Source organism: Thalassotalea montiporae, assembly GCF_053485855.1.
Genome location: NZ_JBQRUO010000003.1, coordinates 189,457 through 212,806, shown reverse-complemented (window position 1 = coordinate 212,806; position 23,350 = coordinate 189,457). Strand labels below are relative to the sequence as shown.

The following is a 23,350-nucleotide window of genomic DNA, read 5'->3' as shown; positions in this document are numbered from 1 at the left end:
ACGCTAAAACAAACGATAGTGCTGAATAATAACAATTGAAGGGGAAGACACTGTGAATAAGTCTCAACTAATCGAGAAAATTGCTGCTGGCGCGGATATTTCAAAAGCTGCTGCTGGTCGTGCTTTAGACTCATTTATCGAAGCGGTTACTGAAGAATTAAAAAGCGGTGAGCAAGTTGCTCTAGTTGGCTTCGGTACATTCTCAGTACGTGACCGTGCTGCGCGCACTGGCCGCAACCCACAAACGGGTGCAACGATTGAAATTTCTGCTGCAAAAATCCCATCTTTCAAAGCGGGTAAAGCGTTAAAAGACGCGTGTAACTAATCTATACAATTGATTTAGTTTCAAATGCAAGCATTCCAAAGACCACCATTAGGTGGTCTTTTCTTTTGTGCGGCACGCACTTAGTCAAAAAGCCTCAAGTTATCACCTGATGTTACTTCAAGCTGCTGGTTGCATCTGATAAAATCGCGCACACGAAACACACAAGAGTGTTAAAGAGAAGAAGATGTTAGAGAATATAAGAGAAAACTCTCAAGGAGTTATTGCTAAGGTTATCCTTGGCTTTATTATTTTAACTTTTGCGGTCGCTGGTATTGGCGGCTATAGCAGTAGTGTTGATACGTCTGTTGCGGAAGTTAATGGTGAGAAAATTTCCCAACAAGCTTTTGATCAAGCATACCAAGCGCAGCGTAATCGTATGGCGCAGCAATTTGGTGATATGTTTGATACTTTATCAGCTGATCCTAGCTACATGGCGAATTTCCGCAACGGTGTATTAGATAACCTAATAAACGAAAAGCTTATTGATCAAAGTGTTCGTGAACTAGCTATTCGTATTTCAGATGAAGACCTAAAGAAAACTATCCGTGAGATGCCGGAATTTCAGGTTAACGGTGTGTTCGACAATAACCGCTACTTAGCAATTATTAACCAATCGGGTTTTTTCCAATCTTCAGATTTTCGTGATTACTTGCGTGTTGAGCTAACAAGACGTCAGCTTAGCCAAGCATTAGTGACAACGGAGTTCAGCCTGCCGTACCAAACCGAACAATTAACCGCGCTACAAAACCAGCTGCGCGATATTAAGTTTGCCACCATTTCTGCAGAGCAGTTTAAAGCAAAAGTTGAAGTCACTGAGCAAGAGATCAGTGACTACTACCAAAGCAACCAAGTGATGTTTGAAAACCAAGAAAAAGTGAAGGTTGAATATGTTGCGCTTGATGTAGCTGATATCGCTAAAAATGTTGATGTAACTTCAGAAGAAGTGAACACCTTTTATCGTGAAAACATTAACGAATTTACTAAGCAAGAGCAGCGCCGCGTTTCACACATTTTAGTAGAAGCCGGTGAAGATGAAGCTGCGGCAAAGCAGCAGGCTGAAGCTATTCTTGCTAGAATTAAGGCAGGTGAAGACTTCGCTGAATTAGCTAAAACTGAATCAGCCGATACATTCAGCGGTGAAAACGGTGGTGATCTAGAGTGGATCGAACGTGGTGTGATGGATGAAGCATTCGATGATGCTGCTTTTGCATTAGCTGCTGCAGGTGATGTGAGCGGTGTTGTTCAAACAAGCTTTGGTTTTCATATTATCAAGTTAACCGAGTTAGTTGCAGAACAAATTCAACCTTTTGAAGAGGTTGAGCAAGAGTTAACTGCTCGTGTTAAAAATGACAAAGCACAGAATCAGTTCTTTGAATTGCAGCAAGAACTAGCGCGTGTAGCGTTTGAATTCCCAGACAGTTTAGATGATGCTGCTGGCGCCGTGAACGCAGAAGTGAAAACATCAGACTGGCTTGCGCGCAATGGTAACCTTGCACCTTTCGATGCACCTAATGTTATCGACGCTGCATTTTCTGATTTAGTGTTAAGCGAAAACTTAAACTCTGACGTGATTGAAGTAAACGATGGTCTTGTTATGGTTGTTCGCTTAGCTGAGCACCAACCTGCTGATGTTAAGCCGTTAAGTGAAGTGACAGCGCAAATTACTACGTTGTTGACGAATGAGAAGGCAACAGCTGCAGCACAAACGTTAGTTGACGAATTAGTTGCTAAGTACAACAGTGGTGAGAGCATTGACGCTGAGTTAACTGAAGCTGGCAGCAAGTTTGAAGAGCAAGTCGCAATGGCGAGATTTGGGGCTGCGGTAGATAGTGCAATCGTTCGCAAGGCATTTACTCTGCCAAAACCAGTAGAAAATAGCATTGCTGCTGGCACAGCTACGCTGGCAAATGGTGACTTAGCAATTGTGCAAGTCACTGCAGTTAAAGCTGGCAATAACGCAGCCAACCCACAACTTGCTGAGCAAAAAGCTAATCAGCTGGCTCAGGAAACATACAAGGGCTACGTAGACTCGTTAAAAGCTGATGCGAAAATTAGCCAGCGCGAAAGCATTCAGGAAACGTCAGCTTTCTAATTAAGTTCTTGAAAAAAGTTCTGAAAGTAAAAAGCGCCTAAAGGCGCTTTTTTAATATCTGTAATTTACAGTGAAAATGTAATGGTAGTTGCTGTATGTATAGCTATCACAAACTTTTCAAAATGATTAGCGTATCGATTGAGCTGTGTTATCGTCTGCCAGTCATTTGAGCGCTTTGGTTCATAATCAGCTTTTTGGTGTATTTATGGTTTGGCTGTTTGAGCACTTGCGCAGTGGTGCCGTACTCAACAACTTTGCCGTCACATAACACCATCACCTCATCACTTAGGTGGCGAACAATACCCAAATTGTGCGAAATAAGTACGAATGCTAACCCCATTTGTTGTTGTAGATCGAGCAACAAGTTGATCATTTGTGAGCGGAGTGAAGGGTCAAGGGCAGCTAAGGCTTCATCAAGGATAACGATTTGCGGCGATAGAATTATAGCCCTAGCAAGCGAAATACGCTGTTTTTGACCGCCAGAGAACATATGAGGATAGAAATTCATATGCTCGGCCAACATCCCGACTTTCAGTAATGTGGTTCTGATCAGTTGTGCTCGTTCTAGCTCATTTAAATTGGTATTCAATTTAAGTGGCTCATCCAGTAATTGACCAATGGTAAGGGCTGGATTTAGCGTTGTCGAAGAGTCTTGAAAAATCATGCGCACGTACTGGCAGCGCTGTTTAAAATTCCCCGGCTCGAGAAGTTGGCCATTGAGTTTTATTTTACCTGTTGTAGGTACTTCTGCGCCAACAAGCAACTTTGCTAATGTCGACTTGCCAGAGCCCATTTCACCAACAATGGCTAATGTTTTATAGCTTTGCAGTGAGAATGACAGCGGTGAAAGGGCAGTAATTTCTTTGCGTTTAAACCATTGGCCACGAACTTTGTACACTTTGCTTAACTCGCTAACATCTAGCAGCGCTGTCGGCGTTGTCATTAATAAAGCTCCTTTAGCGAATAGTGACAGCTTACTTGGTGACCATGATAGTTTTTTACTTTTGGCGCGTTTACACAGGCTTTTTGCGCTCTAGGGCATCGTGGCCCCAGTCTGCAGCCAATCGGTAAGTGCTGCAAAATCGGAATGCTGCCTGGCAGTGCCATCAGCCGAGATTTTGCCGGTAAATTACTATTGGCATTTAAGCTGCTATCAAGCAGCGCTTGTGTATAAGGGTGCAGTGGCTGATTGAAAATTTGCTCGGTTGTTCCCGCTTCAACAAATTGGCCGCTGTACATTACGGTAATAGTATTCGTCCAATGGGTAATGTTTTCTAAATCGTGGCTGATCAGCAAAATCGACATGTTCTTTAGCTGATTTAAGCTGGCCAGTAGGCGAAAAATTTGGCTTTGATTGGTGGCTTCCATCGCCGCTGTAGGCTCGTCTGCAATCAATAATTTCGGGCGTCTAGCCAACGCCATAGCAATCATCACTCGTTGACAAAATGCTTCTGTCAGCTGATGAGGGTAGCTTTTACTGCAATAGGTATGCTGCTTGATCCCCACTTTATGCAGTAGCCTTATGGCTGCCTCTTTACGCTGCTTTCTACGCTGCCAAAAATTGCCGCTTAACATTGAACTAGCGATTGCTTCCTCAAGTTGTTCGCCAACAGTTGTTGTCGGATCGAGACAAGCCATGGGCTCTTGAAAGATCATTGCAACATCTTTACTGATAATGGCTTTGCGTTCGTCTAGAGGCAAATGTAAAAGCTCTTTACCTCGCCAGTGAAAGCGATCCGCAGTGACATGCCATTTGTCGCTGAGCACCCCAACAATGGCTTGTGCAAGCAAAGACTTACCCGAACCTGACTCACCTACAAGGCCGCGAACTTCGCCTTCTTTCATCGCTAGGCTAACTCGCTCAACGGCAAGTGTTCGCTCATGTTTGTTGACTAGCTCAATTGATAAATTGCGAATATCTAACAGGTTCACTAGCTTTGTACCCTTTGTTTAATGGCATGGCGTAAACCTTCGCCGACGAGGTTTGTGGCAACTACCGCAAATAAAATGGCTAGCCCCGGCAAATACACCGTCCAAGGAGCGATATAGAAAAGGTCAAAACCACTGGCGAGCATAGCCCCCCATTCGGGCAAAGGAATTGGTGCGCCGAGACCAAGAAAACCTAGTGCTGCGATATCTAAGATTGCAGCTGATTGGGCAAAGGTCGCTTGGCTGATAATTTTTTCAATAATATTAGGCAGCACAGAGTAATGTAAAATACGCAGCGAACTTGCACCGTCAAGTTTTGACGCCATCACGTAGTCTTTCGCAAACTCTTCTTTTACTGCGTTTCGGGTGATATGGACAAATTGCGGTATGAGCACCATAACAACTGCCCATAAAGTGTTACTCAAACCAGGCCCTAAAATCGCCACGATTATGATGGCTAATAACAATGAAGGGATAGATAAAATGACATCGAGAAAGTGACTAAGGAAGCTCGATTTTATACCTTGAGTTAGCGCGGATAATGCGCCGATAAAAACGCCAATGACCAAAGCAACAATAACGACAATAAAACTTAAACCAAAGGTCAACGATGCGCCGTGCATTAGCCTAGAGAGCATATCTCGTCCAAGGTCGTCTGTGCCGAGCAAATAAGAAACATTGCCATTATCGTCCCACGCCGGCGGTAGCATTGCCATGGCGACATTACTTTCAACCGACGAATGCGGCGCAAGTATCGGGGAGAAAATCGCAAGAATAATCAAAAAAGCGAAAGCGCCGAGTCCTACTAAGATTAATGGCGTTTGACGAAATACCAGCCAAAGCTGCGTTAAAGGCGATGGAAACTCTTCTTCTTGATAAATTTTATCGCGAGCCATATTTCGCTCCACGTGCCAGCGGGTTTAACGCTGCGTATGTATAATCGGTAATAATGTGAACTAGGAAAATAAAGCTAGATAGCACCAGTAAACCACTTTGAATAGCGGTGTAGTCACGTTGATAGATACTTTCGATAAGCCAACGGCCGATGCCTGGCCAGTTAAAAATAACTTCTGTGATCATCGCCAATGTAACTAAGTTCGCGAACTGTAAGCCGATATGCTGAACCACTTTAATTAGCGCGTTGCGAATAGCGTGGCGCAAAATAATTTGGCTAAAGCTTAAGCCTTTTGCTCTAGCGGCTTTGATATAACTCGTTTGCAGTACTTCAAGCATCGCCGTGCGTGCAAGGCGAATAAATACTGTAGCGGGCGCTGCTGCAATCACTAGCGCCGGTAATATCATGTGGGCAAAATTATTTTGCAGGGCCTGCCACTTATATGGGCTGTCGCTCAATAAAATATCAACCAACATAAACCCTGTAGTGCGCTCAATTTCATAAAGCAAACTTATTTGCCCGCCAGAAGGAAGCCAACCGAGCTGAATAGAAAACGTTAATATCGCTAATAAACCTAACCAAAACACAGGTATTGAATAACCGATCATGGCAAAGGCTAGGATTACGTGGTCAGCAGGTTTATGGTGTCGAATTGCGGCAATAAAACCGAGTGGAATTCCAACGATGGTGGCAATTACAAACGCAAATAAGCTCAATTCAATAGTCGCAGGTAAAAGCCGTAAAATTTCATCAGTAATATTAGTTTGATTGGTCATAGAAAGACCAAGTTCACCATTAAGAATATGACCCAAATAAGCTGCATATTGCCAAGCGATATTGCTTTCATGGCCGTACTCTTTTGCGAGTGCGGTTTGTTCACTTGGCGTAATATTTAACTGGCCGGTTAAATTCGTTAACTGATCGCCAGGGAATAAAAACGATAAGCTGAAACTCAAAACGGTTAGCAACAACATGGTAAACAAAAACAGATTAAGTTTACGCAGAGTGAAAATTAACATTACAGCTTGCTAACCTCGGCAAAGTTAATGCCACCAAAAGAGTTTAAAATTTTACCCTTTACTTGCTCGTGCCTTGCTTGAAAGCGCTTAGAGTGGGCAAGTGGTAGTAAAGGTAAATCCCGTTGAAATATTGCTTGTGCTTGTAAATATAAATTTTTACGTTGGTTTATATTGTCTGTTTTCAGTGCCAGCTTTAATAAGCTATCAAATTCTTGATCACACCAAAACGCGCGATTACTGCCGGTTTCTGCACTGTTACAACTGAGTAACGGCGTTAGGAAGTTGTCAGGATCTGGGTGATCTGCACTCCAACCTAACAACACCGACTGGTGTTCTCCTTGACCTAGTCTTCGCAAGAAAGTCGACCATTCGTAGGATACTATATCCACCTTTACACCAATTTGATTCAAATCAGCTTGAATGAGCTTCGCCATCGTCAATGCATTTGGATTATATGAGCGCTGAACAGGCATCGCCCATATATCAAAGGTTAAGCCATCTTCATAACCTGCCTCTTGCAGCAACGCTATGGCTTGCTCAGGATTGTACTCGATAGGAATCACTGAGCTATCATGTGCCCATGAGCTTTTTGGCAGAATGGAATGCGCGATTTCGCCTTGTTCACCATAAATCGCCGTGATAATGGCGTCTTTATTAATTGCGTGAGCGATTGCTCGCCTAACCAGCGGGTCGTCAAAAGGCGCTTTTTGGGTATTAAAACCTAAGTAACCAATATTAAATGCGGTGACTTCCTCAACAATGAGGTTAGGGTTTTCCTTAATTTTATGAGGTGCAATAGGGTAAGCAATAACATCACATTCATTGGTGAGTAGCTTAGTTAGTCGGCCAGTATCACTGGCAGTGATATCAAAAACCAATTGATTAAGCTTTACTTCGTTATGCCAGTAACTTTCATGACGGTAATAACGCAGTAGCGAACCAGATTGATAGCTTTGCAGCTTAAATGGCCCCGTACCTATAGGTTTGCTGTCGATTTCTTCCTGCCTACCTTGTGATAGCAGTTGCTGACCGTATTCTTGCGATAAAATAACCGCATAATCTGTAGCTAAATTGGCAAGGAATGAACTATTGGCTTCACGCAGCTTAAAGCGCACCGTGTGGTCGTTTATTTTCTCAATGCCCTCAACAATATTACTGAATTGTACATTTTGAAAAAATGGGTATTTACCGCCAGACACCTGATGAAATGGGTGCTCGGTGTTTAGTATGCGCTCAAAGCTAAAAACGACATCATCAGCATTAAAATTGCGCGTGGGAGTGAAATATTCGGTCTGATGGAAGGTCACATCTTTGCGTAAATAGAAGGTGACCATTTTACCGTCACGAGTTAAGTGCCATGACTTTGCTAATGCAGGAGCAATACTATTGTCGTCATTAAACCGAATAAGGCGATCATAAAGTTGATTGGCTATGGCGTCTATTGTCGTGCCTGACGTGTCAGTTTGCGGATTGAAGGAAGCGGGTGAGCCCTCTGCGCAATAGACTAAGCTGTTTTGAGCGATCGTTTGATTATCAATTTCACAGCCGCTTAGCAGCACTAAACAGGCCATCAAAACTGCGCTAAGCCAGCGGTTAAGCTTCATCTAAATTATTTCCATCCAGTAAGTTGTATTTTTTCAAGTAACCACGCAACTGGTGATAGGTAAGCTCAAGTGCGTCTGCGGTTTTCTTTTGATTATACTGACAATTTGCCAGTGCTGACTTGATCAATTTGATCTCGTAATCTTGCGATAAGTTTTTTAATGACAATGGGAAATTAGGTGTAATTTTAGCTGGTGTTTGTTGCACTTGCTGAGCTGGCGCTATTGTATCTGACTCACGTGCGGTATTTAAGTCTTTACTTTCATTTGTCTCTGGACGTTCAACCACACGATCTTGTGTTTTAACACGGGTTGTAGGGCGATAAGGTGATTCAAAAGGATCTATCACCAACTCGTGAACAGGTAAATGCGGATTGTTACAGCGGTAGACACTGCGCTCTACAACATTTTTTAGCTCTCGAATATTGCCCGGCCAGTGGTACTCGAGCAGCGCGCGTTTCGCTTTTTCGGTAAAGCCACTAAAGAGTTCGAATTCTAATTCGCGCGCCATGTTAATAGCAAAGTGCTCTGCTAGTACCAAAATGTCTTCCATCCGCTCGCGCAGTGGCGGCAGGGTGATAACATCGAACGCTAAACGGTCGAGTAAATCGGCGCGAAATTCTCCGCGTTCAGCCAAGCTAGGCAAATCTTCATTGGTTGCAGCTATTAAGCGGGCATCGGTTTTTATGGTGCGAGATCCACCAACGCGTTCAAATTCGCCATACTCGACAACGCGCAGTAGTTTTTCTTGAATAAGCCCAGAAGTATTGGCAATTTCATCTAAAAATAGGGTGCCCTTGTCGGCGCGCTCAAAGCGACCTTCATGGCGTTTATTAGCCCCCGTAAATGCGCCGCTTTCATATCCAAACAATTCACTTTCAAGTAAATTTTCGTTGAGTGCCGCACAGTTAAGCTTTAAATAGTTTTGCTCCCAACGCTTTGAAAGGTAATGCAGACGCGCCGCAACGAGCTCTTTACCCGTGCCGCGTTCACCAATAATAAGCACTGGTTTACTTAATGGCGCTATTTGCGAAATTTGCTCCAATACTTCGAGAAAACTGTTTGATTGTCCTATCAAATTGTCTTGTTGACTAAAGCGCGCCATATTGATCCTAATTATTAGTTTATTTCGCTAACAAATAGTGTATTTTATTAACCAAATTGTTTGAAGTGTTTTTAATAAAAATAAATAAAACTAACTAATACATGTAGTTAGCTTTGATTTGTCAATCTGGCTTAGATAATGAATAGCAAGTTACCAGATTGATATTAAGCAAACTAAGTTGAGGAAATGATTATGGGTGTTTTTTCACGATTTACCGACATCATTAATTCTAATATTAATGCGTTATTAGACAAGGCTGAAGATCCAGAAAAAATGGTGCGCCTGATTATTCAGGAAATGGAAGACACTTTGGTTGAGGTTCGCTCTAGCTCAGCAAAAACCTTGGCTGACAAAAAGGAATTAGCACGCCAAATCAGTCGTTATGAAAAAGATGCCGAGCAGTGGCAAGAAAAAGCGGAATTAGCGTTAAGCAAAGGTCGTGAAGATTTAGCTCGAGCCGCTTTAATTGAGAAGAAAAAGAGCAGTGACAATGCCGAAGCCTTGGCTGAGGAATTGGCACATGTAGAAGAGCACATCAGCAAGTTGCAAAACGAAATTTCGCAGTTGCAAGATAAGCTAGCAGATGCAAAAGCGCGCCAAAAAGCAATTATTATGCGTGAGAAAACCGCTAGTTCACGCTTAAAAGTGAAGCGCAATATTGATAGCGAAAAGGTTGACGATGCACTGAGCCGTTTTGATCGCTATGAGCGTAAAATTGATGATCTAGAAGCTCAAGTTGAAGCGCACGATTTAGGCAGTAAGTCACTTGCTGATGAAATTGCAGAACTTGAAGACGATGAAAACATCGATGATGAATTAGCGCAATTAAAAGCTAAGCTTAATAGCAAAGACAAGAAGTAATTAGGCCACCACCACTGCATTAGTAAGGAGAAGTAGAATGGGAGATATTATAGTTGCCCCGATCATTATATTTATGCTGGTTGTTGCGCCTATTTGGTTAATTTTGCATTACCGTAGTAAGCGTCAAATCAGTCAGGGGTTAAGCGAAGAAGAATATATTCAGCTATCTGAGCTTTCTGAACTAGCAGACAAAATGGCGGATCGCATTAAAACTCTTGAAGCCATTCTGGATGCCGAGTCACCAGAGTGGAGAAACAAAGTATGAGTGTAAAACGTCGTGGTGAGCTATATCGCATTCCAAGCCAAGGTAAAATAGCAGGTGTTTGTGCAGGGTTAGCAGACTACTTTGGCTGGGAAACATGGCTAATTCGAATACTGATTGTTTCTGGTGTGTTGTTTGGTATGCCTTGGCTAGTGTTTTTATACATTGCAGCATGGTTCATTCTTGATAAAAAGCCTGCGACAGCAACGAACCCAATTGCCGATCAACATACGCCAGCACCTGCGTCGGCAACACAAGTAGAAGGGTATGAGCCTGTCGCTGATATTCAAAGTGAGCCAATAAAGGTTAAAGCGCGCATTTGGCAGGCCGGCGAGCCACCAAAGCAAGCGTTTCACGACATTCGACGTAAGTATATGGCAATGGAGCGCCAACTAAGATTAATGGAGCGTTATGTTACATCGCCCGAGTTTACCGTTTCACGTGAGATAAATAAGCTTTAACTAACGCAACCTAAACACTAGGTTCGATAGAATTAAGTCGACAATAAAAGCAGCCCATAGCCACTATGGTGCTGCTTTATTTTTATCCGGATTTCAGCATTAATGACTTGTTATCAATGACATAAAACCGATAACATCAACGAAGTAAAACAATTTACAGCAGGCACGGAAGTATATGCCACTATTGAGTCAAGATAAGTTTGATCAGCTAAAACAAAAAGCGGGAAACTTGTTAAATCGCACGTTAGATCAGCATGTTAACCTAGCGGTTACCGGTTTAAGTCGAAGTGGCAAAACCGCTTTTATCACCTCACTCGTTAATCAATTATTAAATGAAGGTGGTGAAAAGCACTTAGCGTTTTTTAACCCTGTGCATCAAGAACGATTTATCGCGGCCAAGCGCGTTACTCAAAAGCATATGCATGTTGCGCGTTTTGACTATGAAAATGCGATAAAAGCGCTAAGTCAATCTCCGTCTCAATGGCCACAAGCAACGAAAGGTATTAGTGAGTTAAGGCTAGCGATAAAGTACAAACCCAAAGACTCTTTGCTCAAATACACGACTGAGCTTGCCACGCTAACGCTTGATATTACTGACTACCCAGGTGAATGGCTGCTCGATTTACCGATGCTGAACATGACCTATGAACAGTGGTCTGAACAAATGTTTTCACTGCTAAGCGAGCAACCAAGAGCGGAATTTGCTGCAACATGGATGAAAAAGGTAAGCGAGCTTGATCCACTCAAGCCTGCCGATGAGCTAGAAATTGCCGAGCTCGCCAAAACTTATACCGAATTGCTACACACCTTTCGTCATCAATTAGGGCTTTCTGTTATCCAGCCGGGCCGTTTTATTTTGCCAGGCGAACTCGCTGGTGCGCCAATACTCGAATTCTTTCCATTTACCGACATTGACAAGCTTGATGGCAATGCTTATCAAAATGCCAGTGACAGCAGTGTTATTGGAACACTAAAGGCGCGTTTTCTAGAGTATCGCGAACGTGTGGTTAAACAATTCTACAAGAAACACTTTTTAAAGTTTGATCGACAGATTGTACTTGCCGATTGCTTAACGCCGTTAAATAACGGCAAGGCGAGTTTTGAAGATTTAAAATTGGCAATGAATATGATTATGCAAAGCTATTATTATGGCCAGTCTAGCTTATTCAGTCGCTTGTTCAGCCCCAAAATAGACAAACTTATGTTTGCGGCAACTAAGGCAGATCACATCACTCCTGAGCAACATACCCATTTGGTATCTTTAATGAACCAGCTTGTTCATGGCACAAAACAACAAATCAGTTTCAACGCCATCGATATCAAATCGCTCGCCATTGCCTCAATCAAGTCAACGGACTATGGGCAAAGCTCGCACCAAGGTCAGATGATTCCAGTTGTTAGGGGGCTTGCACAAGAGACTGGCAAGTTGACGACACTGTTTCCTGGCGCTGTGCCCGCTAAGCTGCCAGATGAGGATTACTGGGCTAATCATCACTTTAACTTTGTCAGTTTTGCGCCTAAGCAGGGAATGGCTGAGCATGAAGCCCTGCCTCACCTGAGAATCGATCAAGTATTACAGTTCTTGTTAGGGGATAAAATGTCATGACCGAACCTACTAAATTTCAGCAACAAATCCTTTTTGAAGAGCAAGAATTTAAAGAGGGTGAGCTTAGTGCAAAAGCATCTACTGAGCATGAGGTAGGTAAAGCGTTACCTTCAGTATCAGAACAAATTATTGTCGATAATGATGACTGGCAAGCTCAGCAAACTGAATTTGATGAATCGCTAGCTATTGAACAAGAGGTGGTGACGAGTAAACCCTCATGGCTTTGGCGATTATTTGCTGTGGCGCTAGTAGGCGTAATCTGCATTGAGTTGGTCGACTTTTTTGCAACAGGTATCACTGAATCACCTGTAACTACTACGCTTTACGGTGTGCTTTTGGGAATTGTTGCGATATTGGGCGGCAGTGCTGCCTATAAAGAATTGATTGGCTTAAGCCAATTAAAAAGTCGTGAAAAACTTCGCGAACAATTGCGCCAATTGCAAAACAGTAGTAGCCAAGGGCAAGCGCCAAGCGTGCTAGATAAGGTTAGCCAGCAATTAGCGCTTGATTTAAGTGAAGAGCAACGCCAACGTTGGCAAAGCAGTACTGAGCAGTCATATAACGATCAAGAATTGTTAGCGCTATACAGCCGACAAGTGTTAAGTGAAACTGATCAAAAAGCGTTATCAGAAGTGGCTCGTTATTCGTCAGAATCTGTGGTTTTAGTAGCGCTTAGCCCTATTGCGCTTCTAGATATGGCAATTATGCTGTGGCGTAACTTAACCATGGTTGAAAAAATTGCCGGATTGTACGGCTTAAAGCTTGGCTATTGGAGTCGTATCAAATTAGTCAAACAAGTAGTTGGTAACATGATTTACGCTGGTGCCAGTGAAGTGGTGGCTGACATTTCGGCTGATGTGCTAGGTGCAGAGCTGCTAGGTCGCTTGTCTGGTCGATTAGCACAAGGCTTAGGTGCAGGTATGTTAACAGCGCGCTTGGGATTAAAGACCATATACTTGTGCCGTCCGCTGCCTTTTGATGATCAGGCACCAAGGCTTTCGCAAGTTAGAAGCGAAGTGATTAGCCAAGTGAAGCAACTCGTTAAGGGTAGTAAGCCCAACTAACGTGTTTTTTCTCCTTGTATACAATATTGTACGGTTTTTCATCACCTCAGTTTCCCATCAAACTTCCCAAATTTAGTTGAGTTCACATAATATGAGCTCAGCTAATGTGGTTTACCACAATATAAAATTTAAAAGGTTAGTAGTATGGGGAAGGCGACGAAATACGTTTCCAAAAAAGCCGACGACAATGGGTTTATTCACTGGAGTGAAGAAGAAAACCAAACGTGGCAAGCACTGATTGAGCGTCAACTTGCTTGCGTTCAAGGCAAGGCATGTGATGAGTATATGCAGGGGCTTGAGAAATTAAATTTACCGACCAATCGCATTCCACAACTTAGTGAAGTTAACCAAGTGCTTATGGCTGAAACTGGCTGGCAATGTGCACAAGTGCCAGCGCTAATTGGTTTTGGTGAGTTCTTCCGCTTACTGTCAGAAAAGAAGTTTCCTGTGGCGACGTTTATTCGTTCGAAAGAAGAGTTCGACTACTTGCAAGAACCTGATATCTTTCACGAAATATTTGGTCATTGTGCCATGCTCACTAACCCAGCTTTTGCCAACTTTACGCAGGCCTATGGCCAACTTGGCTTGAACGCAAGTAAAGAAGACAGAGTGTACCTTGCCCGCCTTTACTGGTTTACGGTTGAATTCGGTTTAATGCAAACACCTCAGGGGTTACGCATTTATGGTGGTGGCGTTTTGTCTTCGCCAGGTGAAACGGATTATGCAATGTGTGAAGGTAACGCAGAGCGTCGTTATTTAACGAATGAAGCGCAAGTACTTGATGTGCTTAGAACTCCTTATCGTATCGATATCATGCAGCCAATTTACTTTATGATTGAGAAAATGTCTGATTTAGACGCTATTCGGGCGCTTGATTTAATGTCGCTTGTTGAACAGGCCAAAGCGCTAGGTTTACATGCGCCAAAATTCCCGAAAAAGAATCCATCAACACAAGAAAAAATAGCCAGTTAAGGAACAATAATGACAACAACACTTTCGAAACAGCAGTGTGAAGCCTGCCATGTTGATGCCCCCAAAGTGAGTGAAGAAGAACTCGCAGTGCTCATCAAAGAGATCCCTGACTGGGTTCCACAGGTGCGTGACGGTATCATGATGTTAGAGCGTGAATATAAATTTAAGAATTATAAACTTGCTTGGGCTTTCGCAAATAAGGTATCTGAACTGGCTGAGCAAGAATTTCATCACCCAGCCATTTTGCTTGAGTGGGGAAAAGTTACCGTAACTTGGTGGAGTCATTCTATTAAGGGGTTGCATAAAAATGATTTTATTTGCGCTGCTAAAACCGATTTACTGCTGAGCAATTAACGTTTACGTTAACTTTGTACTTTATTATTGTACAAATTAGTTTACAATGGCCTCATCTTTGTGATTGAGGCTTTTTTATGCGTTTAGAGATCGTATGTGAAGATCGCGTAGGTGTTGCACAGCAGGTATTGGGTGTATTTGTTGAGCACAAAATCAATATTAAGGGTATTGATGCCGTTACAGAAACCGGCCACATTTTTGTTCATATTCCAGACTTAGACTTTTCTGAGTTGCAAACCTTTATGCCGCAATTGCGATTGCTTGAAGGTGTGAAGGATGTTAAAACCACGCCATTTATGCCTTCAGAGCGCGAACGCAATGAACTTGCGACCTTAATTCGTACTTTCCCCGATCCTTTTATTTCGATTGATACACGTGGCAATATTCGTGGTGTTAACGAAGTGGCACTGTCGATTATTGGTGAAGACCTCAAATCAATAATTGGCGAACCTGCTAGTCAATGGATCAAAGGGTTCAACATCACACGCTGGTTAGAATCTGGCGATGTACTTGCCCAAACTCAACGCATTAAATTTAAAGAAGATGATTTTGTGGCGGACATCTTGCCGATTAGTGTGTTTGACGAGCAAGGTCAACCCGTGATGGCTGGCGCGGTATTTATTTTGAAATCAGAAGCCCGCTTAGGTCAGCAAATTAGCGTTTTCAAACAGCAAAATGATGGCAACTTTGTTGGCATTCAAGCATCAAGTAGTGCCATGCGCAAAGTGGTACGAGAAGCCAAACGAATGTCTTTGCTGGATTCATCCATGTTGATTGTTGGTGAAACCGGTGTTGGTAAAGAGTTGATTGCCAAAGCCTGTCATATCGCAAGTGATAGAGCAGAAAGCCCGTTTATGGCATTAAATTGTGCTTCGCTGCCGGACGATGTTGCAGAAACAGAACTTTTTGGCTGTGGTGCTCAAGCTGGCAACACACACAAAAAAGGGTTATTTGAAACTGCCGACGGCGGTACTATTTTCCTCGATGAAGTGGGGGAAATGTCACCTAAACTACAAATTAAGTTACTTCGCGTTATCGAAGATGGCAGTTTTAGACGAGTCGATGATGAACAAGAGATTAAGGTTAATGTTCGCTTTATTAGCTCGACGAACAAAGATTTACTTAGCTTAGTTGCACAGGGTGAGTTTCGCGAAGATCTCTATTATCGACTCAACGTGCTAGGTTTAAACGTACCATCACTGCGCGATCGCCGAGCAGACATTTTGCCGCTGGCCGAGCACTTTATTAATAAAACCGCGCAAATGACGGGTAAGTACAACCTAAAAATGAGTGAAGATTGTCGTGATTTTATTGAACATTACCCATGGCCAGGCAATGTTAGGCAATTAGAAAATGTTTTGATTCGGGCTGTTTCACTATTGGAAGGCAATGTGTTAGAAACGGAACATTTACAACTGCCTTCTTATACGCGTGAACACGGTTATCTAGAACAAGAGTTTGAAGGTACCTTAGATCAAGCGGTAAAACAGTATGAAGCAGATATCTTGCGCAAATTGTACCCAGCTTATCCAAGCTCTCGTCAACTGGCGAAGAAACTTGGTTTGAGCCACACCGCGATAGCCAATAAGCTGCGTGAATACGATATCAACAAGAAAACCGTGAAAATATAAGCTTTGTTTAACTTTGAGTGACTAATGTAAATAGCCAATATAACGTTACATCTGGTTACTAAAAGTGAACGCTAAGCTACTCTTTTTTTTCGTGTATTTGTTAAACTTTTGCGTATTTACTGGTCTAAAAAGACGAGTATGTAAAGCTAGCTTAGTAATGCCTTGCTAGTACTTTGACTAAACTTAGTATTAAGTTAATTCACCAAAGTAGAATGAATTTTATTTATGACAGAATCTCAGCCGTTATCATCAGAAACCTCAGAAAAACCAGAAAGTAAATCCAATAGTTTGGCCATCTTATTGGCTGTTATCGTCGCTCTTGGTGCGGCTAGTTACCTTTATTTTTCAGGCGAGAAAACAGTGCCTGCGCCGACTGAACCGGTTGTTGTACCGCAGCCAGAATTAGTTGTAGAGCCAGAAGTCGAAGAGGTGATTGAAGAAGTCGTTGAAGTAGTCCCCGAGCCAGTAGTCGAACTACCTCAAATTATTGAAGAACCAGTTGTTGAAGAAGCACCTAAAGTTGAATTGCCATTGCTGGATAATAGTGACAGTTGGGTGAAGCAAAAGCTTTCTGAATTAACTTGGCGTAAAGAGCTACTAAGATTAGTTATTGATGACGACATGGTACGTCGTCTTGTGGTGTTTACTGACAACTTTGCACAAGGCCTAGTTTCATACGAATACAGCCCACTTACCCAGCCGCAAACTAAGTTTTCTGCGACAGAATTAAACGCTGACACACAGCCAGCTGATACCACCCCAAATTCTGTAGATAACCTAGATAACCTAGATAACCGAGGCGTAAATGCCATGGCGAAGCAGCAATGGCTTTGGAATGATGTTCAGTCGGCACGATTCAAGTTATATGTTGATTTACTGCGCTCATTTGAACCTGAGCAACTGGCAACGTGGTACTTTGAGTTGAAGCCATTGATAGATCAAGCTTATGGTGAATTAGGCTATGAAGATCAAGATTTTACCGAAGTACTCCAAGATGCCTTGGTAAGAGTGTTGGATATGGAGTTTCCTAACAATGATGTCGTTTTAGTTAGACCGAGCGTAATGTACAAATATGCTGAGCAAGACTTAGAGCAATTACCTGAAGCGGATAAGCTTTTATTGCGAGTAGGTAAAGACAATTTGCTAGTGATTAAATCATTCCTACTTGAATTTAGCGACGCCTTAGCTCGCGCCCAAGCCGAGCAGTAAAGCACTAGCTGAGCAATAAAGCAACATTAGGGCGCTTAGTGATTAGTTTGGTTAAAAAAGCCGCAGACGGTACGATATTGCTAACTAATACTTGCAACTGAATTTTGCATTAGCGATAATTCGCGCCGTTGTTAGATAAGCGTTTGCCCTTAAATTGCTTTGAAAACAGTTTTATGGTGACCCTTTCGGTCCCTTCGCAATGATACTCTGTTAACCCGGCCAGGCCCGGAAGGGAGCAACCGTAGCAGACGACTCATGTGCCGGAGTGTGGCTGATTGGGTGACCACCCAATTCTTTCTTTTCTTCGCATTCTTTATTTTACTTTTCCAGCGTTTATTCAAACCGATAAAGTTAGTTTTATTCATATTGCACGCTAAATCCACTGTTTTACTTACGACCAAGTGCTTGTTATTTAGACGATAAATTTTTATAGTCGGATTAGAGTTCTTTTAATCATGGACGATATGGAAAATTTAGCACTTTCAACTCAGCAGTATTTTGAGCTATTACCTGGCAAGCAGTTAGACTTACAATTTACGCACCCTGTAGGGCTTCGCCTGAAAACTTCTCTCGTTGGTTATTCGGTTGGGCAATACATCATTATAAAGCACCCAGAGCCTTCGAAACTGAGCAGTTATCAAGATGTCCTAGTAGCAGGTAATATGGTGATTGTGCGTTATATTGTTGAGGGTAGCCAAGGGCAATGTTGTGCGTTTAAGTCAACAATTCGGTCGGTAAGTAAGCACCCTTACATTATGATCTTTATCGATTTTCCAGCAAGTATAGAAAACCGAGAGCTGCGCAATCATCAACGCTACGTAACCCATTTACCCGCGGCGATTTATGCCAGCAAAGAAAAAGGAGAAGGACAAGCGCGAATTAGCGGTGTCATTAACGATGTATCTGCAAAAGGGTGTGGTTTTTCATTTAAATCAAATAACAGTAAGCTGAGTGTTAATAAAACCGATATCGTAGTGGTGATTGCTTTATCTGAAGAAGCGAGCTTGCATATTCCCGCGAAGGTGTGTAACAGCCGTTATCAGCAAGGTAAGATTAATGTTGGGATTGCGTTTGTTGATGCTGATCAGCAAGTGCAACAGTTACTAGAGCATTTGCTGATCGAAAGCGATCGCTAGGTTAAGGTGAATTAGTGATGCACCTTCATAAACTCTAAACCTTTTTGCACAGCAACTTTTACTTTGCTTTCCATTTCAAAGCGCTCTGATGCAGGCAAATAAAACGCCATATCAACTTCGTGGCGAATGTAACGTGTTGGCAATTGATTTAGCACTATACAAGTTAAGTCGGCCATAAAATCACTGTCATACTTATCATCAAGCTTTAGTTCTTTGAACTGCTCTACGACTAGGTTTTCATAGTAATTATGAATATCGTCAGAAATTTTCATGCTATTCCTCTGGTTTTTCTAGTACCAATTGAATTAAGAAATTGATCAATTATGGCGCTGGAAAAAGGTTCATAAGCAAGGCGTTATTTTTTGGTAACTAGTTTTTCTAATTTCAAAAATAACAACGCTGTTTATGAGCGTTTTAACCAGCCAGAATTATCAAGTACTTATTGAAATTGGTATAATTATTCTGTTTAACCGTAAGCCTAACTTGAGTTGCGTTAAAATGCTAACCAATTTGGCTCCGCTCTGGCACAAAATTACGTTTTATCAGCGTACTTGATGTGCCAGCAAGCGTTGCATTTGATAAACCACCAAGGTTTGGGCTACGGCAAATATTAATCAATATTGATGAATACAATTCAACGATTTAATAGCGAATTAACCATTTGGTCAGTTTTTAACTAAAATCGATCAAAAAGTTACATACTTTTTTTCGGGCTGATTTTTAGGTAATCGCCCTCATTTATTTTGTTTTAGGCGCTTTTTCCGATAAAAAAACGACTTGCTCCCACAAAATGCATACTCACGGTATGTGAATAAAAACTCACTTAATTAAGCCCTCTTGAAGCCCGTGTGATTTTGTGAATAATTGCCCGCCCCAATGAGCCCAAGCTGCTATATCAGCAGATATTCGTTGGTAACTTCAAAAAGATAAAACACTAATTTAACGGTGCATAAATATGCGCTGTACATGGGATAAAATATGTTTAACAACACTAAAATAGCTAAAGCTGTTCGCTTAGCTGTGGTTTTTGGTGTGTCATCAGTAACCACAATCGCTGCCAACGCACAAAACGTGCAGGCGAATGAAAATGAAGAAGTGATCCAAGTAACAGGATCTCGTATCGCGCGTTCAGAACTATCTCAGCCGACACCAGTCGTAACCTTGGAAGCAAGAGATATTCAAAAATTTGGTACGCCAGATTTAGGTAGTATTTTAAGTGAGTTGCCAGCTATTGGCGCAAGTGATTCATTAATTGGTAATAACGGTGACAATGCTGTTGCAGGTACCAGTTCTGCGGATTTACGTAGTTTAGGTGCTTCACGTACCTTAGTGCTTGTCAATGGTAAGCGTCATGTTGCTGGTAACCCAGGAGAAGCGACTGTTGATTTATCAACAATTCCAGCCGGGCTGATTGAGCGAGTTGAAGTAATAACCGGTGGTGCTTCTGCTATTTATGGCTCTGATGCCGTTTCTGGTGTCATTAACGTTATCTTGAAAAAAGACTACGATGGGTTTGATTTTAATGTTACAGGTGCTAAGTCTACCGAAGGTGTTAATTCTCGAAATCACACGATTAGTATTCTATCAGGTACTGATTTAGAGGATGGTAACGTAACGTTTTTTGCTAGTTATGATCGCATTGGTGAAGTGTTGGCAACCGATATTCGCCAGTACGACAATTGGGGAACCGTCATCAACCCACTTAACACTGGCGAAGATGATGGTATTGCTGACCGTTTACGTGTTACCAATGTCATGTCTGAGTTGATCCATGCTAATGGCGTGATTAACCCATTTGGTGGTGCAGCAGGGCTATGGGTGTTTGACGATGCAGGCAACCCATTAAGACAAGTTGAACGTGAAAATACCAGCAGCTTTGCGTTCGGTAATTTCCCCGATGGCTGTGACTACTGCTTTTCACCAGAGAACTACGAGAATTACTCGCCAGAAGTAGAGAAGGTTAACCTTAGCTCAACATTAACTTACGACATCACAGATAACATTACTTTCAATGGTGATGTTAAGTTTGTGCGCTCAGACATTAAGCAGCAATTCCAGCCATCATTCCGTTTTGGTAATATCAGCATTAATGTAGAAGACAATGCCTTTTTAGCCCCAACACTTCGTCAAACACTGCTGGATGCTGGCCAAAATACAGTTTCTATGGCGAAATTCTTTGATGAGTTGGGTAACCGCTCAGCAGACAACCGCCGTGAGTTATTCCGTTACACCGCAGGTTTTAATGGCGCATTTACATTAAGCGAAACCGATTTTGATTGGGAGCTTTACTACGTTTACGGTAAAACTACCAATACCCGTAACACGCTTAACGATCTTATTCCGAGCAACTTTGCGGCCGCTGTTGACTCAGTCATTGATCCAGCAACAGGTGAAGCGGTATGTCGCAGTCAGTTAGCGAGTGCACAAGGTGAAGGTTATGAAGACCCTGCACAAATCAATCCTGCAGAATGTGTTGCGTTCAATCCGTTTGGCCAAAGCAGCTCGCAAGCAGCAAGAGATTTTGTTTCCGCTGATGTAACGCGCAAGGATGAAATAACGCAGGAATTTATCGGCGGTACATTGGTATTTGATTCGAGCGAGTTTTTCGAGCTTCAAGGTGGTCCTGTTGGCATTGCGACTGGTTTTGAATATCGTGAGGAAACATCAGGTTCAACAACTGATGAACTAACTAAAGGCGGATTCTTAACGAGCGCCGCAACGCCTGATTCTTACGGTGAGTATGATGTTAGCGAGTTTTTTATTGAAGTTAGCCTACCACTATTATCGGGTGTTGCATTTGCCCACGAGTTAACACTTGACGGTGCATTTCGCAGCGCAGATTACTCGCATGCGGGAACTGCAGAAGCTTGGAAAGTTGGGTTAATGTATGCGCCATTCGAAGATTTGCGTATTCGTGGTACGTTAGGTGAAGCGGTTCGTGCACCGAATATCACAGAAGCGTTCGATCCATTATCACCGGGTTTTGCTAACGTAAACGACCCTTGTGACGTTGACAATATTACTGATGACGAAGATCGCATTGCGAACTGTGCTGCACTTGGAATTCCATCAGGTTTTGAAGCGAATGATAACGTATCTGTAGATTTGCTGTCGGGCGGTAATGCTAACCTTGAATCTGAAGAGTCTGAATCTCTGACTATTGGTGCCGTATGGACACCATCATATATCGAAGATTTCTCTTTAACCCTAGATTACTACGACATTGAAATTACTGATGCGATAACTTTCGTTTCAGCACAAAATGTTGTTGATAACTGTGTTGATGCCACTGGTGGTCTAGATCAAGGCTTCTGTAGTCAGGTAGACCGTGACCCAGTGACCAATAATATTTCATTGGTACGCTCTGGCTATTTGAATGCCGCAGCATTGAACACTAAAGGTATTGAAGCACAAGCTCGATACGTGATGGGACTTGGCGCCGTCAATCTGCCAGGTGAAGTAACAATGAACCTATTGGTAAACAAGTTACTAGAGCTAGAAGAGTTTGAATTCCAAGATCGTCCAGATGAAATCAACGTGGAAGATGGTGAAGTGGGTGACCCTGAGTGGCAAGTGCGTTTTGGCGCTGATTACCAGTTAGATGATTTAACCGTCAGTTGGTCATCTCGCATGATTGATCGAAGCTTTACATTGGATATCTCACCAACGGGTGACACACCAGAAGATACATCACCAGCATTTGTTGGCACTATTATTACTCACGACTTAGGTTTCAGCTACCAAGTGTCTGATACCATTGCAGTCAATGCGGGTATTCGAAACCTAACTGATAAGTTAGCACCGGGTTATATAACGAATGCACTTTATGATCTAGTAGGTCGCAGAGCCTACGCGGGTATCAATATCTCGCTATAAGCGTTTAGTTAACTTGATAAGCAAGTGAAACAAAAATGCCAGCATACGACGCTGGCATTTTTTATGGGGCTAATTTAATTCATCAAAAGTGCTTAATTTTAGTGATTAACTTTGAATTAGGCTTCTCAACATCGCTGTCACTTCAATATCTAAGTTGTGTTAGCCGTTAAACCAAGCTTGCCACGCAAGATTAAGGGAAATAATACACACCACAAAAATAAATACCGGTCGAATAAATCGACTGCCAAATCGAATAGCAGAATGTGCGCCTACCCATGCACCAAGCATTAGAAATAAGCCCATGGATATACCGAGCAAGACATTGACATGTCCTAAGTAGACAAATGTTGCTAATGAGCAAATATTACTAACAAAGTTACACGATCTTGAAAGGCCAGAGCTGAATAATAAGTTCATCTTATATAAAGCAGAGCTTGATGCCATCCAAAACGCCCCGGTGCCAGGACCGGCAACACCATCATAAAAGCCGAGCAGTGTACCTTGGCACATTTGTTTTCGTTGAACTTGCTTTGAAGATTTAGGCAGTCCCATCTGATCGTTACAAACATTCTTAGCTATGAGCGTGTAGATGGCAGTTGCCATAATCAATATGGGTAGGCCTCGCTCTAACCATTCGGTTGAAATATGGCTGACAACAAGTGTTCCCCCAACTGCTCCAATCGCGGTAAACGTTAGCGCGTATCGCCAAAAGCTGGGATTAAATAACTTTTTACGATAGAAGGTAAAAGAAGCGGTTAAAGTACCAAAGCTTGAAGCTAATTTGTTGGTTCCGAGTGCAACGTGTGGTGGTAAGCCAGAAGCGAGTAGGGTAGGAACGGTTAACATTCCGCCGCCACCAGCAATTGCATCAATAAACCCAGCAATAAATCCGACTGCACATATTATTACCCACATGCTGATGTCTAATACTGGATCCATTAACTAACCTCGA

The 23,350-nt window shown here is 42.5% G+C and carries 21 protein-coding genes and 1 other RNA gene; 14 read left to right on the top strand and 8 right to left on the bottom strand.

The window, feature by feature from the left end; genetic code table 11:
* Window positions 1-52: 52 nt before the first annotated feature.
* Both hupB and ACSLUR_RS11605 read left to right on the top strand, forming a co-directional pair.
* On the top strand, window positions 53-325 hold the full coding sequence (hupB, locus tag ACSLUR_RS11610) for a nucleoid-associated protein HU-beta (RefSeq protein WP_116000852.1): 273 nt from the start codon (window positions 53-55) through the stop codon (window positions 323-325).
* A 184-nt stretch (window positions 326-509) separates the two neighbouring features.
* Entirely contained in the window at window positions 510-2,417 is a 1,908-nt protein-coding gene (locus tag ACSLUR_RS11605) for a SurA N-terminal domain-containing protein (RefSeq protein ID WP_448554698.1), read from the top strand.
* Between the two features lie 148 nt (window positions 2,418-2,565).
* Here ACSLUR_RS11605 and ACSLUR_RS11600 read toward each other — a convergent pair whose 3' ends face one another.
* Genes ACSLUR_RS11600 through pspF form a run of 6 tightly spaced genes read right to left on the bottom strand, consistent with a single transcriptional unit; the run spans window position 2,566 to window position 8,966 of the window.
* A complete protein-coding gene (locus ACSLUR_RS11600; protein ID WP_116017839.1) occupies window positions 2,566-3,360 on the bottom strand; it encodes a peptide ABC transporter ATP-binding protein in 795 nt (264 codons plus the stop codon).
* Entirely contained in the window at window positions 3,360-4,349 is a 990-nt protein-coding gene (locus ACSLUR_RS11595) for a peptide ABC transporter ATP-binding protein (RefSeq protein ID WP_448554696.1), read from the bottom strand. The genes ACSLUR_RS11600 and ACSLUR_RS11595 overlap by 1 nt, the downstream gene beginning before the upstream one ends.
* A complete protein-coding gene (locus ACSLUR_RS11590) occupies window positions 4,349-5,242 on the bottom strand; it encodes an ABC transporter permease subunit (protein ID WP_448554694.1) in 894 nt (297 codons plus the stop codon). Before ACSLUR_RS11590 ends, ACSLUR_RS11595 begins: the two co-directional genes overlap by 1 nt.
* Window positions 5,229-6,260: an ABC transporter permease gene (locus ACSLUR_RS11585; RefSeq protein WP_448554692.1), complete on the bottom strand. Its 1,032-nt coding sequence runs from the start codon at window positions 6,258-6,260 to the stop codon at window positions 5,229-5,231. The genes ACSLUR_RS11590 and ACSLUR_RS11585 overlap by 14 nt, the downstream gene beginning before the upstream one ends.
* On the bottom strand, window positions 6,260-7,864 hold the full coding sequence (locus ACSLUR_RS11580; protein WP_448554689.1) for an ABC transporter substrate-binding protein: 1,605 nt from the start codon (window positions 7,862-7,864) through the stop codon (window positions 6,260-6,262). The genes ACSLUR_RS11585 and ACSLUR_RS11580 overlap by 1 nt, the downstream gene beginning before the upstream one ends.
* On the bottom strand, window positions 7,854-8,966 hold the full coding sequence (gene pspF / locus ACSLUR_RS11575) for a phage shock protein operon transcriptional activator (RefSeq protein WP_448554687.1): 1,113 nt from the start codon (window positions 8,964-8,966) through the stop codon (window positions 7,854-7,856). The genes ACSLUR_RS11580 and pspF overlap by 11 nt, the downstream gene beginning before the upstream one ends.
* Before the next feature lie 192 nt (window positions 8,967-9,158).
* Here pspF and pspA point away from each other — a divergent pair, with 192 nt between their 5' ends.
* The 11 genes from pspA (at window position 9,159) to ACSLUR_RS11520 (ending at window position 18,522) form a co-directional block, all read left to right on the top strand.
* Window positions 9,159-9,827, top strand: a complete 669-nt coding sequence (gene pspA, locus ACSLUR_RS11570) for a phage shock protein PspA (protein ID WP_116000844.1) — start codon at window positions 9,159-9,161, stop codon at window positions 9,825-9,827.
* 37 nt (window positions 9,828-9,864) lie between these two features.
* Window positions 9,865-10,092, top strand: coding sequence for an envelope stress response membrane protein PspB (pspB, locus tag ACSLUR_RS11565; protein ID WP_116000843.1), 228 nt, complete (start codon window positions 9,865-9,867; stop codon window positions 10,090-10,092).
* The gene (gene pspC / locus ACSLUR_RS11560) at window positions 10,089-10,550 is read left to right on the top strand and encodes an envelope stress response membrane protein PspC (RefSeq protein ID WP_116000842.1); all 462 of its coding nucleotides are present in this window, start codon (window positions 10,089-10,091) and stop codon (window positions 10,548-10,550) included. Before pspB ends, pspC begins: the two co-directional genes overlap by 4 nt.
* A gap of 175 nt (window positions 10,551-10,725) precedes the next feature.
* The gene (locus tag ACSLUR_RS11555) at window positions 10,726-12,156 is read left to right on the top strand and encodes a YcjX family GTP-binding protein (RefSeq protein ID WP_448554684.1); all 1,431 of its coding nucleotides are present in this window, start codon (window positions 10,726-10,728) and stop codon (window positions 12,154-12,156) included.
* Entirely contained in the window at window positions 12,153-13,220 is a 1,068-nt protein-coding gene (locus ACSLUR_RS11550; RefSeq protein ID WP_448554682.1) for a YcjF family protein, read from the top strand. The genes ACSLUR_RS11555 and ACSLUR_RS11550 overlap by 4 nt, the downstream gene beginning before the upstream one ends.
* A gap of 144 nt (window positions 13,221-13,364) precedes the next feature.
* On the top strand, window positions 13,365-14,192 hold the full coding sequence (gene phhA, locus ACSLUR_RS11545; protein WP_116000839.1) for a phenylalanine 4-monooxygenase: 828 nt from the start codon (window positions 13,365-13,367) through the stop codon (window positions 14,190-14,192).
* A 9-nt stretch (window positions 14,193-14,201) separates the two neighbouring features.
* Window positions 14,202-14,546: a 4a-hydroxytetrahydrobiopterin dehydratase gene (locus tag ACSLUR_RS11540; protein ID WP_116000838.1), complete on the top strand. Its 345-nt coding sequence runs from the start codon at window positions 14,202-14,204 to the stop codon at window positions 14,544-14,546.
* A gap of 77 nt (window positions 14,547-14,623) precedes the next feature.
* Complete coding sequence (gene tyrR, locus ACSLUR_RS11535; protein WP_448554680.1) at window positions 14,624-16,177, top strand: transcriptional regulator TyrR; 1,554 nt, start codon at window positions 14,624-14,626, stop codon at window positions 16,175-16,177.
* Between the two features lie 225 nt (window positions 16,178-16,402).
* Window positions 16,403-17,386 carry a DUF3014 domain-containing protein gene (locus tag ACSLUR_RS11530; RefSeq protein ID WP_448554678.1) on the top strand — a complete coding sequence of 328 codons (984 nt, stop codon included), beginning with the start codon at window positions 16,403-16,405 and terminating at the stop codon, window positions 17,384-17,386.
* Window positions 17,387-17,569: 183 nt separating this feature from the next.
* Window positions 17,570-17,666: signal recognition particle sRNA small type (gene ffs / locus ACSLUR_RS11525), an RNA gene on the top strand.
* A gap of 184 nt (window positions 17,667-17,850) precedes the next feature.
* Window positions 17,851-18,522 (top strand): flagellar brake protein, encoded by a 672-nt coding sequence (locus ACSLUR_RS11520; RefSeq protein WP_448554676.1) that lies wholly within the window; start codon window positions 17,851-17,853, stop codon window positions 18,520-18,522.
* Between the two features lie 11 nt (window positions 18,523-18,533).
* Here ACSLUR_RS11520 and ACSLUR_RS11515 read toward each other — a convergent pair whose 3' ends face one another.
* Window positions 18,534-18,794, bottom strand: a complete 261-nt coding sequence (locus ACSLUR_RS11515) for a late competence development ComFB family protein (protein WP_116000835.1) — start codon at window positions 18,792-18,794, stop codon at window positions 18,534-18,536.
* A gap of 706 nt (window positions 18,795-19,500) precedes the next feature.
* On the opposite strand from ACSLUR_RS11515, the gene ACSLUR_RS11510 reads away from it, so the two are divergent.
* Complete coding sequence (locus ACSLUR_RS11510; protein WP_448554674.1) at window positions 19,501-22,398, top strand: TonB-dependent receptor domain-containing protein; 2,898 nt, start codon at window positions 19,501-19,503, stop codon at window positions 22,396-22,398.
* A 159-nt stretch (window positions 22,399-22,557) separates the two neighbouring features.
* Here the strand turns inward: ACSLUR_RS11510 and ACSLUR_RS11505 are convergent, their stop codons facing one another.
* Window positions 22,558-23,337, bottom strand: a complete 780-nt coding sequence (locus ACSLUR_RS11505) for a sulfite exporter TauE/SafE family protein (protein ID WP_448554672.1) — start codon at window positions 23,335-23,337, stop codon at window positions 22,558-22,560.
* Between the last annotated feature and the right edge of the window lie 13 nt (window positions 23,338-23,350).